This is a genomic window from Microbacterium sp. A84 (assembly GCF_051842815.1).
Classification (GTDB): domain Bacteria; phylum Actinomycetota; class Actinomycetes; order Actinomycetales; family Microbacteriaceae; genus Microbacterium.
Genome location: NZ_JBPXMS010000004.1, coordinates 239,396 through 253,891, shown reverse-complemented (window position 1 = coordinate 253,891; position 14,496 = coordinate 239,396). Strand labels below are relative to the sequence as shown.

The window sequence follows — 14,496 nt, the reverse complement described above, 5'->3', positions numbered from 1 at the left end:
GGCAGAAGTATGGGGTCAGAGAGCCGCAGGGATGAAGATCTCGACGCGGCGGTTGAGCTGACGGCCGGCCGCGTTGTCCTCGCCGTCGATCTCGTTCGCGGCAACGGGGCTGGTTTCGCCATATCCCTCTGCGGTGAGAGCTGACGTGACTCCGGCCTTTTCCAGAGCGGCGACCACGGATGCGGCACGATCCTCGGAGAGCGTCTGGTTGTCGTCGTCGGAGCCGATCGCGTCAGTGTGGCCGGACACGATCGCCTGGGGCACGTCATACTCTGTCAGCACGGCTGCGACGGTCTTGAGGGTGCCTGCAGCGTCAGCGCGCACCTCGCTGCGGTCGAAGTCGAAGAGCACGCCGTCCTGGAAGGTGAGGATGGTGCCGCATGACTCGATCGGCTGCAGCGTGCTCAGGGGAGGAAAGACTCCGAGCACCGGCACGATCGCGATCGGTTCGACCTCGATTGGTACGCCATCGATCGTGCCGGTCCCGTCACCGTAATTGTTGATCGTGATGTCAGCGTCGCTGTAGACGCCGGAGCCGTCGCCGTAATTCTCGATGCTGACGGAGCCATCTGCGTAGTTGCCAGATCCGTCGCCGTAGTTGTTGATGACCACGGCGCCTGCCGTGTAGACGCCGGAGCCGTCGCCGTAGATGTTCACGCTGATGCTGGCATCGCTGTAGACGCCTGAGCCGTCGCCGTAGTTCTGGATGCTGACGGTGCCATCGTCGTAGGTGCCCGATCCGTCACCGTAGTTGTCGACCGTCACACCGTTGAGAGTGAACGAGCCTGACCCGTCACCGTAGTTCTGGATGCTGCCGTCAGAGCCGGTGTAGTTGCCCGAGCCGTCGCCGTACAGGTAGGCGCTGCCGTTGCCGGCGATCACGCTGCCGCCGGCATCGCACTGCGCGGCAGAGACCGTCACACCGGGGATCGTCGCGAAGTCGTCGCGAACCTCGATCGCGAAGGAAGAGACACTCGCGTCCAGAAGGGAGAGGTCGGGCAGCTGGAACAGCGGCACCGGCGGGAACTCACCCTCGGCATATCCCGCGACCGTGGGCAGGCCAGTGGGTGCATCGGGCTCGGGCGTGCTCGCCGCAGGTTCAGACTCGACTGCGGCGGGTGCCGTCGGCGTCGATTCGGCCGGAATCTGGTCCGAGCATCCGGCTGCGGCGATAAGCGTGAGAGCGGTACTCAGGGCGGCCACTGCTCGGCGTGCGGTCGTGTTCATGCCTTTGAGAGTATCGAACCGATGTCGCCGTCCTGTCGCGCCGATGTCGCAGTTCTGCGACACGTCAATGGCGCAGTCTGCGCTGGAGCTCTGCTGCGGTCTGAATCACCGCGCTCGCGGCATCCGCTTGTGCCGCCCCGGTATCGCTCGACCAGGTCGCGGCGACGGCGGCGAGCGGCCATCCTGACGTGTCGCGTACCGCGGCTCCCACCGATCGCATGCCCTCCGTCACCTCGCCGTCCTCCGATGCGAATCCAGCGGCGCGGATGCTGCGCAGCAGCTCGCGGAGCTCTCTGGGCGTGTTCGGTCCGCGGTGGGTGCGGGTGGAGAACGCCGATGCGTCCGGGTACAGCGCCCGCACCTGCTCGCGGGGGAGCGCAGCCAGCATCGCGCGGCCGGTCGCCGTCAGATGCGCTGGCAGCCGCACACCCACATCGGTGACCAGTGCCGGACGCCGCGGAGCGCGCTCTTCGACGATGTAGACCACGTCGCTGCCGCTCAACACGGCCAGGTGCGTGCTCTCTCCCAGACGGTCGGCGAGCGCCGCGACCAGAGGGCGACCGAGTCGTGCCAGCGGTTGCTGGCGAGCGAATCCGCCGGCGAGCTCGGATGCCGCCGTTCCCAGTGCCCAGCGTCGTTCTTCGCGCAGGTGCAGCACGAACCCGTGCGCGGCGAGGGTGTTCAGCAGATGGTGAACCGTCGAACGGGGCAAGGCCAACTCGCGAGCGATCGCGGATGCAGCGACGGATGCGGGGCGCCCCGCCAGATACCGCAGAATGCGCAGGGTCTGGTCGGCAGCGGGAACCTGCGCTCCGCTTGTACTGTCTGGAATCACAGACAAAGGATGTCATGCGCCTCTATTCGCCGCCAGTGCCAGGGTGTGGAATCAAGCCATGGCAGAGTTTCCCCCTATCCTCGTCGGCGGTGCAGCGCGCGTCGGCGCCGATGTCTTGAGCCCGGCCGATGTCGTCGCGATCACTCGGCACGGTGCGCGGATCATGCTCGATGACGCGGCACTCGACCGGATTGCCGAGACCCGTGGCATCGTTGACGCGCTCGCCGCGGACCCGGATCCGCACTATGGCGTCTCCACCGGCTTCGGTGCGCTCGCGACCACATTCATCGCGCCAGAGCGACGCCACCAGTTGCAGGCGAGTCTCATCCGCTCACACGCTGCGGGCACGGGGGATGAGGTTGAGGCCGAGGTGGTGCGGGCGCTGCAGCTTCTGCGGTTGCAGACCCTGGCATCCGGTCGCACAGGTGTGCGTCCCGTCGTCGCCGAAACATATGCCGCCATGCTGAACGCGGGTATCACCCCGGTCGTCAGAGAGTACGGATCGCTGGGCTGCTCCGGCGACCTCGCCCCGCTCGCGCATATCGCGTTGGCAGCGATGGGAGAGGGCGAGGTGCGGGTGGAAGGCATCCTGCAGGCCGCGTCCGAGGCGCTCGCGGCCGCAGGAATTGAGCCGCTCGTCCTCGTGGAGAAGGAGGGTCTCGCCCTCATCAATGGCACCGACGGCATGCTCGGGATGCTGCTGCTCGCCCTGCACGATCTCGAAACCCTCATCACCACCGCAGACCTCGCGGCGGCGATGTCGATCGAGAGTCAGCTGGGAACGGACGCCGTATTCGCCGCTGATCTGATGGCGCTGCGCCCGCAGGTCGGGCAGGCGAAGTCGGCGGCGAATCTGCGTGCTTTCCTCGCGGAGTCGCCCATTCTCGCCAGCCACAGGGGCCCGGAAGACGGCCGAGTGCAGGATGCGTACTCGCTGCGCTGCTCACCGCAGGTGCACGGGGTCATGCGCGACACGATGGCACACGCCGCCACAATCGCCTCGCGTGAGCTGGCGAGTGTGATCGACAACCCTGTCATCACAGTGGACGGCCGGATCGAGTCGAACGGAAACTTCCACGGTGCTCCGGTCGCGGCCGTACTCGACTTCTTGGCGATCTCGGTGGCCGATGTCGCCAGCGTCTCCGAGCGGCGTACCGACCGCGCCCTGGACGCTGCCCGCAACCGCGGCCTGCCGCCGTTCCTCGCACATGAGGTTGGCGTGGACTCCGGCCTCATGATCGCGCAGTATGCCGCTGCGGGGATCGTCTCCGAGCTGAAGCGTCTTGCCGCTCCGGCATCCGTCGATTCGATACCGTCATCCGCGATGCAGGAGGATCACGTCTCGATGGGCTGGTCTGCGGCCCGCAAACTCCGTCGCGCGATCGACGGGCTGACTCGCGTGATCGCGATCGAGGTGCTCACCGGTGCTCGCGCGCTCGACCTGCGTGCGCCGCTCGAGGCGGGAGCGGTGACCGGCGCCGTCCGCGACCTCGTCCGCACTGTCGCCGACGGGCCCGGCCCCGACCGGTTCCTCTCGCCCGAGATTGAAGCCGTCACCGAGCTCGTCCGATCGGGCGCTGTTGCTCGTACTGCGAAGGAGAACGCTCTTGTCTCATGAAACGCCGCTGTCTCGGAGTGACATCCACGCCGCACGCGGCAACGAACGCACCGCCAAGAGTTGGGGTGCGGAGGCCGCCAAGCGGATGCTGATGAACAACCTCGATCCGGAGGTGGCCGAGCATCCGGAAGATCTCGTGGTCTATGGCGGTACTGGCAAGGCAGCCCGTTCCTGGGAGGCGTATGACGCGATCATCCGCACGCTCGATGAGCTCGAGCCGGATGAGACCCTGCTCGTGCAGTCCGGCAAACCAGTCGGCGTGTTCCGCACGCACGAGTGGGCGCCGCGCGTCCTGATCGCGAACTCCAATCTCGTGGGCGACTGGGCAACGTGGCCGGAATTCCGCCGGCTCGAGGCGCTCGGGCTCACCATGTACGGGCAGATGACGGCGGGGTCGTGGATCTACATCGGCACGCAGGGCATCCTGCAGGGCACGTACGAGACCTTCGTCGAGGTGGCGCGCTCTCTCGGTCGCGAGTCGCTTGCCGGCACGCTGACTCTCACCGGCGGGGCCGGCGGCATGGGTGGGGCGCAACCACTCGCCGTCACGATGAACGGCGGTGCAGTGCTGATCGTCGACGTCGATGAGACGCGACTCGCTCGTCGCGTGGAGCACGGCTACCTTGATCGATACACGACCGACCTGGACTCGGCCGTGGCAGATGTCCTCGCCGCCAAAGATGCCGGCGAGGCACTTTCCGTGGGAGTGGTCGGCAACGCTGCCGAGATCTTCCCTGAGCTCCTTCGTCGGGGTGTGCCGATCGATATCGTCACCGACCAGACCAGCGCACATGACCCGCTCGCATACCTGCCAGTCGGGGTCTCAGTTGGTGAGTGGAAGGGCGAAGCGGAGCGTGACCCGGAGGATTTCACGTTGCGTGCTCGGGAGTCGATGGCCGCGCACGTCGCCGCGATGGTCGGGTTCCAAGATGCCGGCGCCGCCGTCTTCGATTACGGGAACTCCATCCGGCGCGAGGCCGAGCTGGGCGGGTTCGAGAGGGCATTCGCGTTCCCGGGCTTCGTTCCCGCGTATATCCGCCCGCTGTTCGCGGAAGGGAAGGGGCCGTTCCGCTGGGTGGCGTTGTCGGGTGATCCCGCTGACATTGCAGCAACCGACCAGGCGGTGAAGGAGCTGTTCCCGGAGGATGCGGCCCTGCACCGCTGGCTCGATCAGGCGGCGGAGAAGGTGCACTTCGAGGGGCTGCCGGCACGGATCTGTTGGCTCGGTTATAAGGAGCGTCACCTGGCCGGGCTGAAGTTCAACGAGATGGTCGCCTCGGGCGAGCTGAAAGCGCCGATCGTCATCGGACGTGACCACCTGGATGCCGGGTCGGTCGCCTCGCCGTACCGTGAGACCGAGGCCATGGCCGACGGCTCGGACGCCATCGCCGACTGGCCGCTGCTGAATGCGCTGCTGAACACGGCATCCGGGGCATCCTGGGTCTCGCTGCACCACGGTGGCGGGGTCGGGATCGGCCGCAGCATCCATGCCGGGCAGGTGTGTGTTGCCGACGGCACGGCACTGGCGGCCGAGAAGCTCGAACGTGTGCTCACGAATGACCCGGGCACCGGCGTCATGCGCCACGCGGATGCCGGATACGAACGTGCCCGCGAAGTAGCCCGCACCCGCGGCCTAAAGCTCCCCATGCCATGACCGCCACCCCAACCCCAACCCCCCACCCCTTGCGAGTGGGCGCTCGTGGCTCGGTTTTGCGGGATTTTCGAGCCACCAACGCCCACTCGACGACTGATAAGAGGTAGACGATGCGCACCTTGATCTCGAACATTGGGGAGTTGGTGACCAACGTCGACGCGGACGGCGACCAGTGCGGGATATTGCGTGACGCGGCGGTGCTCATCGAGGATGGACGCATCGCGTGGGTCGGGCCGGCAGCATCCGCCCCAACCACCCATGGGCAGGAAACGGAGGTGGTGGATGCTGGGGCACGCGCGATCATTCCGGGATTCGTCGACAGCCACAGCCACCTCGTCTTCGCGGGCGATCGCGCGGCGGAGTTCGAGGCGCGCATGGCGGGGGAGAAGTATGCCGCGGGCGGCATACGATCCACCGTTGCGGCGACACGGGCAGCGACAGAGGACGAGTTGCGCACACGGCTGCGCGGATTCGTTGATGAGCTGCTCGCCCAGGGCACGACGACCGTCGAGATTAAAAGTGGCTACGGCCTAGACGTGAACACCGAGGAGCGATTGGTGCAGCTCGCCGCCGAGGTCACTCCGGAGGTGACGTTCCTGGGCGCACATGTCGTCCCCGCGGAGTACGCAGACCGCTCGGACGAGTACGTCGACCTGGTCATCGGGGAGATGCTGGATGCCTGCGCTCCACACGCGCGGTGGATCGACGTCTTCTGCGAGACCGGCGCCTTCACCGTCGAGCAGTCTCGGCGCGTGCTCGAAGCCGGAATAGCGAGGGGCCTCGTGCCGCGAGTGCACGCCAGCCAGCTCGGCCCGGGCGGGGGAGTGCAGCTGGCTGTCGAACTCGGCGCGGCATCCATCGATCACGGCACCTACCTGACGGATGATGACATCTCCGCGCTCGCGGCATCCGACACCGTGCTGACGTTATTGCCCGGCGTCGAGTTCTCCACTCGGCAGCCCTATCCGGACGCACGTCGGCTGATCGATGCCGGCGTCACCGTCGCTCTCGCGTGCGACACGAATCCTGGGTCGAGCTTCACCTCGTCGATGCCGTTCTGCATCGCGATCGCCGTGCGCGACATGGGCATGACGCCGGCCGAAGCGCTCTGGGCAGCGACGGCCGGCGGCGCGCGAGCACTGCGCCGCAATGACATCGGCATCATCCGACCCGGCGCGCGCGCCGACCTGGTGCTGCTGAACGCCCCGACGCACGTGCACCTGGCATATCGTCCCGGCGTACCGCTGGTGCGACAGGTCTGGAAGGACGGCGAGCGATACCCATGACCCTCACACACGATGACCTCTGGCCACGCGCGGGCGGCTGGCCCTCGTTCGAGCCCGGAGACCGAGCGGATGCCGTGCTCCTCGGCGTACCGACCTGGCGCACCTCGCTCTCACCGACCGGCGCACACGCGACACCGGCGGCGATCCGCGAGGCCCTTCCTCGATACAGTGCGACGCTGATGGGCCCGCCCGTTGTCGATCTGAACGCTGCGCTGCGGATCGCGGATGCCGGTGATATCGACGAGCCGGACAGCGATACCGGAATCACCGCCACGATCGCCCGCGTCGCCGAACTGTCGGCGGCGGCAAGGCTTGTCATCGCGCTCGGCGGTGACAACTCCCTCACCTACCCGGTGGCGCGCGGCGCTGCCGCCACTGGACTCATCACGATCGACGCCCACTTCGATCTGCGCGAGGGGGTCTCCAACGGATCGCCCGTGCGTCGGCTGGTGCAGGATGCCCCGACCGAAGAACGCATCGACCCGACGCGGATCGTGCAGATCGGCATTGCCGACTATGCGAACTCCGCCGCCTACGCGCAGCGCGCAGCGGACTGGGGCATCCGCGTCATCACCCTGGACGAGCTGCGTCGCCGCGGTCTCGCCGACGTCGTCAGCGAGGCGCACGAGATCGCAGGAGTGGATGCCGAGGCTCGGATCCATCTCGACGTCGATGTCGACGCGGCCGATCGTTCGGCAGTTCCCGGATGCCCGGCGAGCGTGCCCGGTGGGCTTGCCGCCTTCGAGTTGCGTGCGCTGGTGCGTGCTCTCACCGCAGACGCCCGCATCGTCAGCGCCGACATCGCCGAGGTGGATGCCACCGCAGACTCTGCCGACGGCCGCACCGTGCGCCTCGCAGCGCTGTGCGTGCTGGAGATGCTCGCCGGCCTCGCCGCGCGCTGAGCGGACAGGGGTCGAAGCTCACACCCCCGGAATCACGGCGTGTGCGATCGTGAAGATCGCGAGCCCAGCCAGCGCACCCACCACGGTGCCGTTCAGTCGGATGTACTGCAGGTCGCGACCGACCATGAGCTCGATCTTCTCCGTCGTCTCGGCCGGATCCCAGCGCTCGACGGTGTCGGTGATGATCGACGCGATGTCGTGCCGGTAACGATCGACGAGGAACACTGCGGCGTCGGACACCCAGGTATCCACGCGCTTCTGCAGCGCAGCATCCGTCGTCAGCCGCTCGCCGACTTCCTGTACTGCTTGCGCCGCGCGTGCGCGCAGACCACTCGCAGGATCCGCGAGGGACTTCAGCAGGCCCGCCTTCGCGGTGTTCCAGGCCTCCGTGGCCAGCGCACCCACGCGGGGGCTGTCGAAAAGTGACGCTTTCGCGTTCTCCAACTTTGCGCGGGTGGCGGGGTCGTTCTGTAGGTTGTCGGCAAGGCGGCCAAGGTATCCGTCGATCGCGAGGCGGGCCGGATGCTGCGGATCGGCCTGCACCGCATGAACGAACTTGACGGCCTCGTGATAAACGGTCTCGTCGACGAAGCGGTGCGCGAGCTTGGGAACCCACGATGGCAGGCGCCGGGAGATGAGGCCGGCAAAGGCCTCGCCGTTGGTATCCAGCCACGTCGAGATGCTGTCTGCGGCGAGGTCAACTGCGCCGTGATGGGCATCCGCTTCGACAATCTTCTCGAGCCAGGCGCCGGCGGGCGGGCCCCATTCCGGATCGACCAGATGCTCGCGCGCAAGGTCTGTGATGAGATCGCGGACGTCATCGTCGCTGAGTGCATTGAGGACGGCAATCGCGATCGTCGAGCCTTCGGCGGCAACCCGCTCCGCGTGCGATGGCTGTCGGAGCCATTCGCCGGCGCGCTGTGCGATCGCGGTCTGGGTGAGCTTGGTGCGCACGACCTCAGCGGCAAGGAAGTTCGTTTCGACGAACTCACCCAGGGTGCGCCCGATCTCGTCTTTGCGGTTCGGGATGATCGCGGTGTGCGGAATCGGCAGACCCAGCGGTCTGCGAAACAGCGCGGTGACAGCGAACCAGTCAGCGAGGCCGCCGACCATTCCACCCTCGGCTGCTGCGCGGACATATCCGAGCCACGGCTGGCGCTGCTGCAGCCAGAACGCGATGACGAACACGACCGCCATGAACACCAGCGCACCGACCGCGATCGCCTTCATTCGACGAAGCGCGCGCAGTCGCTCCTGATCGGCGGGTGAGAGAAAGGCCAGTGGGGTGCGCGGCATGACGTCATCCTCGCACGCGCGATGTTCTCGTCGCGCACACTTGCAGTGCCGATGCACGGATGCAGGTCCATTCAGCGGCGTTTCGCCAGACATCCGTACGATCGCCCTGCAGGTGTGCCACGCGGGCCCTGCAAGTGTTCCCCGAGAGTGGGGCGGGGTACTCTCGGATCGTGATCGAAGACATCAAAAAGCGCGCTCTGCATCGCACCAGCATCCTTGAGGGACAGCTGCGCGGCGTCACCAGGATGATCGAGAACGAGGAGTACTGCATGGACATCATCACGCAGTCCCGGGCCATCCAGCGCTCGCTCGAGTCCCTCAACCGCCTGCTGCTCGAGAATCACCTGCGTACGCACGTCACAGACATGTTCGAACAGGGCGGCGAGGAGCGCGAGCAGGCTGTAGGCGAGCTGCTCAAGGCGTTCGACTTCGATAAGAAGTAGTCCACGCCCCCGGTGGGGACTACTTCTTATCGAATACCTCGCCCTCCATGGCGTCATATCCCTCCGCCTGAGGGTCGCCGTGCTCGCCGCCGGAGAGCGCGTATTCTTCCTCCGGTGAGAGCACGAGGCGGTGTCGGAAGAACAGTCCGAATCCGAGCAGGATGATCACATAGACGATCGCGATGGCGATGATCGCCGGCCCGAACGTCGGGTTCAGGAGGAAGCCGACGAAGATGAGCGCCGCGATCACGAGAGCGGCGACCGCCCCGGGGATTCCCCACGGGCTGCGGTACGGGCGGTCGGCGTTCGGGAACTTCTTGCGCAGGATGATGAACGAGATCAGCTGCAGTCCGTACGCCAGCACGGCGCCCCAGACGGCGATGTTCAGCACGATCGCACCGGCGACGGTGCCGGCGCCCGCCTCATCGACTACGGCCAGCACGTCAAGCACGATGAGCGCGATGAAGCCGATCGCGGCGCCGACAACGAGCGCGACCCACGGGGTCTGGCGTTTGCCGGTGAGGGAAAGGAACTGCGGGTAATAGCCGGCGCGGGAGAGGGAATACATGTTGCGCCCGTAGGCGAACATGATGCCCTGCAGTGACGCGAGCAGGCCGACGAGGGCGAACAGGGCGAGGACTGCGGCCAGTTGATCGCCGACGATCGCGCGGAATCCGTCGAGCAGTGGCTCACCGGCCTTGCCGGTGGCTTCGGCGCCGAGAACGCCGGTGTTGAGGAAGAGCACCAGCAGGCCTGTGATGATGAGCGTGCCGCGAGCCCAGAAACCCGCCTTGGGGATGTCGCGGGTGGGGTTGTGCGATTCTTCCGCGGCAAGCGGCAGCTCCTCGATGCCGAGGAAGAACCACATCGCGAACGGCAGCGCGAACAGGATCGGCAGCACCCCATGCGGGAGGAATACGCTCTGCCCCTCGTCGGGCACGATGTCCCACAGGGCATCCCATGAGAACGCGCCGGAGAACAGCGCCATGAACGAGAAGACGAGGATGATGCCGATCGAGATCACCGCGACGATGATCGCGAAGCGGAACGAAATGGCGGCGCCCGCAGAGTTCAGGGCAATGAAGACGATGTAGAGGATCAGGTACCAGACCCAGCCGGGCAGAGTCAGCCCCAGGAGCTCCGAGGTAATCCCGTTCGCATAGGACGCGGAGAAGTAGACGATCACCGCCGTGGTCGCGACGTACTCGATGGTCTCGGCGGCGCCGGTGACCAGACCACCCCACGGCCCCATGGCCGAACGGGCGAAGGAGTACGCGCCGCCGGTGTGTGGCATCGCGGATGCCATCTCGCCGATGGCGAAGATCATGCCGTAGTACATGATCACGAGGATGGCGAAGGCGATCAGCATCCCGCCGAAGCCGGCGAACTCGATGCCGAAGTTCCAGCCGGAGAAGTCGCCCGAGATGACGGCGGCAACTGCAAGCCCCCACAGGCCCCACACGCCGGCGCTGCGCCTGAGCGAGCGTTTCGCGAAGTACTCGCTTCCGGCTCGTGTATAGGTCGCCCCAGCGACCTTGCGGGACCCACTTTGTTGCTCAGACATCCGAACTCCGTTCGCACCTGGACAGACGCGGGAGCGCCTTGCGAGAGATTGTGACACCTAATGGTCTGATTCGTCTACCTTTAGACCTGAAAGTGTTCTAGTGTGCGAAGTGCTCGGACGAACACCGGGCGCAGACGGAGTGGAGCGGAACATGCCGGGAAACCTCAGCGTCGAGCAGCTGGACGAGGCGATCGCGAAGGGCGAGATCGACACCGTGATCGTCGCCTTCGCAGATGCGCAGGGACGCCTCGCCGGTAAACGCATCTCCGCCAGACTCTTCCAGGAAGAGGTGCTCGACCACGGCGCGGAATCGTGCGATTATCTGCTCTCCGTCGACGTCGACCTGAACACGATGGACGGCTACGCGATGTCGAGCTGGGACAAGGGCTACGGCGACATGGGGCTGCGTCCGGATCCTGCGACGCTGCGTCGTATCCCGTGGATTGAGGGCTCGGCGCTCGTCATCGCCGATCTCGTCTGGGCAGACGGCACACCTGTCGCGCCCTCGCCCCGCGCCATCCTCGACCGGCAGCGCGACCGTCTCGCCGAGCGCGGCTGGACAGCTTTTTCCGCCACGGAACTCGAGTTCATCGTCTTCGAGGACACCTACCGCGAGGCCTGGGCGCGCAAGTACGAAGGCCTCACACCGACGAGTGACTACAACGTCGACTACAACCTGCTCGCCACCACTCGCCTCGAGCCGCTGCTGCGCGACATCCGCAACAGCATGGACGGCGCGGGGCTATACAACGAGGGTGTGAAGGGGGAGTGCAACTTCGGTCAGCAGGAGATCGCCTTCCGCTACGCCGAGGTGCGCGAGACCGCCGATCAGCACACGATCTACAAGAACGGTGCGAAGGAGATCGCAGAGCAGCACGGCCAGTCGCTCACGTTCATGGCGAAGTTCAATGAGCGCGAGGGCAACAGCTGTCACATCCATCTCTCGCTGCGGGATGCCGATGGCAAATCCGTCATGGCGGGCGACGGTGAGTACGGTTTCAGCCCGGAGATGGAGCACTGGATCGCCGGCATCCTCGCCACTCTTCGCGAGTTCACACTGCTGTACGCGCCGACGATCAACTCCTATAAGCGATTTGCCGAGGGCAGCTTCGCACCCACAGGTGTGGCATGGGGGATCGACAACCGCACCTGCGCGCTGCGTGTGGTCGGTCATGGTCCGTCGCTGCGGGTCGAGAATCGCGTGCCGGGCGGTGACGTGAATCCGTATCTCAGCATCTCCGCGATCATCGCGGGAGGTCTGTACGGCATCGAGAACGAACTGACGCTCCCGCCGCGCCTGGAGGGCTCGGCCTACGCCGCCGACGTCGATCATCTTCCGACGACGCTGCGGGATGCGGCTCGGCTGTTCAGCGAATCGAAGATCGCGCGCGCAGCCTTCGGGGATGACGTCGTGGAGCACTATCTGAACCAGGCGCGCATCGAGGTCGAGGCCTTCGACGCCGCCGTCACCGACTGGGAGCGCGTCCGTGGCTTCGAACGACTCTGAACACTCGAAAGGCGATGAGCGTGCACGCCTTCCGCTGATCGGCGTCACCACCTATCTCGAGCGCGCAACGCAGGGCGTGTGGGATGTGCGCGCCGCGTTCTTACCGGAGCAGTATCTGCTGAGCGTCACATCCTCCGGTGGCATCGCGATGCTGCTGCCCCCACAGGCAGCGGAAGTGGCGGATGCCGCGATCGCTGGTCTCGACGGGCTCATCCTCACCGGAGGTGCAGACGTGCAGCCCGAGCTCTATGGGGCCGAGCGTCACCCGATGACAGACGCCGCGCGTGTCGACCGCGATGCGTGGGAGCTCGCCCTTTTCCGTGCCGCAGAGCGTCGACGGATGCCGGTGCTGGCGATCTGCCGCGGACTGCAACTCGTGAACGTCGCCCGCGGCGGCTCGCTGCAGCAGCACCTGCCGGAGTCTCTCGGCACCGATCGGTACAAGCTCGGCGGCGGAGTCTTCGCATCGAATGACGTCGCGGTCGTTCCTGGCACGATGCTCGCCGACGTGATCGGCGCGGCTTTAACAGACGGCGCGTTCCGCGTGCACAGCTACCACCACCAGGGCATCGACCGCCTGGGCGAAGGGCTCACCGTCTCTGCGCGCACGGACGACGGCCTCGTGCAGGCCTTCGAGGACACCGCCAACGGCTATCTCGTCGGCGTGCAGTGGCATCCGGAGGAGAACGCCGAGAACCGGCATCTGTTCGAGGGACTGGTCGCCGAGGCTCGCGAGTTCGCCGCGCAAAAGATTCAGAACGTACAGCATCAGCAGAAGGAGGGCGTGCGATGAGCGCATTCACCGTGATCAACCCGTCGACCGCGACGGCCATTCGCGACGTCTCACGCGCGAGCATCGATGAGGTGGATGCCGCGATCGCGCGCGCCGTCGTCGCCCAGCGCCGCTGGGCATCGCTGGCGCCGGCCGCACGCGCCGAGGCCCTGCGCTCCTTCGCCCGCCACGTCGAGGCCGCGACCGAAGAGCTTGCCCAGCTCGAGGTGCTCAACTCTGGGCATCCGATCGGCTCAGCTCGCTGGGAGGCGAGTCATGTGGCCCAGGTGCTGAACTACTACTCCGCTGACCCGGAGCGGCTTTCCGGTCGGCAGATCCCGGTCGCCGGTGGACTGGATGTCACTTTCCACGAGGCCTACGGCGTCGTCGGGGTGATCGTGCCGTGGAACTTCCCGATGACGATCGCGTCGTGGGCATTCGCTCCGGCGCTCGCCGCGGGCAATGCTGTTGTGCTCAAACCGGCCGAGCTCACTCCTCTCACTGCGCTCCGTCTGGGTGAGCTCGCTGTCGAGTCTGGCCTGCCCGAGGGGCTCTTCCAGGTCATCACCGGCTCGGGCTCGGTCGTCGGACAGCGCTTCGTCACGAATCCGGATGTGCGCAAGGTCGTGTTCACCGGTTCCACCGAGGTCGGAGTCGACGTCGCCGCGGGCTGTGCCAGAGCATTGAAACCGGTCACCCTGGAGCTGGGTGGCAAGTCCGCGAACATCGTGTTCGAGGATGCCGATCTCGAGAAGGCCGCAGCCGCCGTACCAGGCTCGGTGTTCGACAACGCCGGCCAAGACTGCTGCGCCCGTAGTCGTCTGCTCGTGCAGCGCAGTGTCTACGATCGCTTCCTCGAGCTGCTCGAACCCGCAGTGCAGAGCTGGAAGGTCGGCGATCCGAGCCAGGAGAGCACGGATATGGGCCCGCTCATCTCTGCGTCGCATCGCGACACCGTGGCATCCTTTCTCGACGGCGCGAACATCGCCTACCGAGGGAGCGCGCCGAGCGGGGACGGATTCTGGTTCGCGCCCGCCGTCGTGCTCGCCGGGCCCGGCGACCGGATCGCCCAGGACGAGATCTTCGGACCGATCCTGTCGGTGCTGCCCTTCGACGACGAAGCCGACGCCATCCGCCTGGCGAACGACACGGTCTACGGACTCGCCGGTTCGCTGTGGACCGAGAATCTGGGCCGTGCGATGCGCGTGGCCCAGGGCGTACACGCTGGCGTGCTCTCGGTGAACTCGCACTCCTCGGTGCGCTACGCCACACCGTTCGGCGGGATGAAATCCTCCGGTCTCGGGCGCGAGCTCGGGCCGGATGCTGCCGAGCACTTCACCCAGACGAAGAACGTCTTCTTCGCGACCGACGCCTCCTGACCACCACCTGTAC

12 protein-coding genes are annotated in these 14,496 nt (G+C 66.4%); 8 read left to right on the top strand and 4 right to left on the bottom strand.

Annotated elements, in window-relative coordinates; all coding sequences use genetic code 11:
- Positions 1-15: 15 nt before the first annotated feature.
- The gene (locus tag ACSU04_RS16010) at positions 16-1,227 is read right to left on the bottom strand and encodes an OmpA family protein (RefSeq protein ID WP_439290263.1); all 1,212 of its coding nucleotides are present in this window, start codon (positions 1,225-1,227) and stop codon (positions 16-18) included.
- Positions 1,228-1,291: 64 nt separating this feature from the next.
- Entirely contained in the window at positions 1,292-2,068 is a 777-nt protein-coding gene (locus ACSU04_RS16005; protein WP_439290262.1) for an IclR family transcriptional regulator, read from the bottom strand.
- A 52-nt stretch (positions 2,069-2,120) separates the two neighbouring features.
- Here ACSU04_RS16005 and hutH point away from each other — a divergent pair, with 52 nt between their 5' ends.
- The 4 genes from hutH to ACSU04_RS15985 all read left to right on the top strand — a co-directional run bounded on the left by hutH (position 2,121) and on the right by ACSU04_RS15985 (position 7,522).
- Entirely contained in the window at positions 2,121-3,680 is a 1,560-nt protein-coding gene (gene hutH, locus ACSU04_RS16000; protein ID WP_439290261.1) for a histidine ammonia-lyase, read from the top strand.
- A complete protein-coding gene (gene hutU, locus ACSU04_RS15995) occupies positions 3,670-5,334 on the top strand; it encodes a urocanate hydratase (RefSeq protein ID WP_439290260.1) in 1,665 nt (554 codons plus the stop codon). Before hutH ends, hutU begins: the two co-directional genes overlap by 11 nt.
- 110 nt (positions 5,335-5,444) lie before the next feature.
- A complete protein-coding gene (gene hutI, locus ACSU04_RS15990) occupies positions 5,445-6,620 on the top strand; it encodes an imidazolonepropionase (RefSeq protein WP_439290259.1) in 1,176 nt (391 codons plus the stop codon).
- Complete coding sequence (locus ACSU04_RS15985) at positions 6,617-7,522, top strand: arginase family protein (RefSeq protein ID WP_439290258.1); 906 nt, start codon at positions 6,617-6,619, stop codon at positions 7,520-7,522. The genes hutI and ACSU04_RS15985 overlap by 4 nt, the downstream gene beginning before the upstream one ends.
- Positions 7,523-7,540: 18 nt before the next feature.
- Here ACSU04_RS15985 and ACSU04_RS15980 read toward each other — a convergent pair whose 3' ends face one another.
- Positions 7,541-8,818 (bottom strand): DUF445 domain-containing protein, encoded by a 1,278-nt coding sequence (locus ACSU04_RS15980; RefSeq protein WP_439290257.1) that lies wholly within the window; start codon positions 8,816-8,818, stop codon positions 7,541-7,543.
- A 170-nt stretch (positions 8,819-8,988) separates the two neighbouring features.
- Here ACSU04_RS15980 and ACSU04_RS15975 point away from each other — a divergent pair, with 170 nt between their 5' ends.
- Positions 8,989-9,261 carry a metal-sensitive transcriptional regulator gene (locus ACSU04_RS15975; RefSeq protein WP_439280668.1) on the top strand — a complete coding sequence of 91 codons (273 nt, stop codon included), beginning with the start codon at positions 8,989-8,991 and terminating at the stop codon, positions 9,259-9,261.
- Positions 9,262-9,280: 19 nt separating this feature from the next.
- Here the strand turns inward: ACSU04_RS15975 and ACSU04_RS15970 are convergent, their stop codons facing one another.
- A complete protein-coding gene (locus ACSU04_RS15970) occupies positions 9,281-10,825 on the bottom strand; it encodes an amino acid permease (protein ID WP_439290256.1) in 1,545 nt (514 codons plus the stop codon).
- 151 nt (positions 10,826-10,976) lie between these two features.
- Between ACSU04_RS15970 and ACSU04_RS15965 the strand changes: the two genes are divergently transcribed.
- Genes ACSU04_RS15965 through ACSU04_RS15955 form a run of 3 tightly spaced genes read left to right on the top strand, consistent with a single transcriptional unit; the run spans position 10,977 to position 14,483 of the window.
- Positions 10,977-12,332, top strand: a complete 1,356-nt coding sequence (locus ACSU04_RS15965) for a glutamine synthetase family protein (protein ID WP_439290255.1) — start codon at positions 10,977-10,979, stop codon at positions 12,330-12,332.
- Positions 12,313-13,125, top strand: a complete 813-nt coding sequence (locus ACSU04_RS15960; protein WP_439290254.1) for a gamma-glutamyl-gamma-aminobutyrate hydrolase family protein — start codon at positions 12,313-12,315, stop codon at positions 13,123-13,125. The genes ACSU04_RS15965 and ACSU04_RS15960 overlap by 20 nt, the downstream gene beginning before the upstream one ends.
- Positions 13,122-14,483 carry an aldehyde dehydrogenase family protein gene (locus tag ACSU04_RS15955; protein WP_439280664.1) on the top strand — a complete coding sequence of 454 codons (1,362 nt, stop codon included), beginning with the start codon at positions 13,122-13,124 and terminating at the stop codon, positions 14,481-14,483. Before ACSU04_RS15960 ends, ACSU04_RS15955 begins: the two co-directional genes overlap by 4 nt.
- Positions 14,484-14,496: the final 13 nt, after the last annotated feature.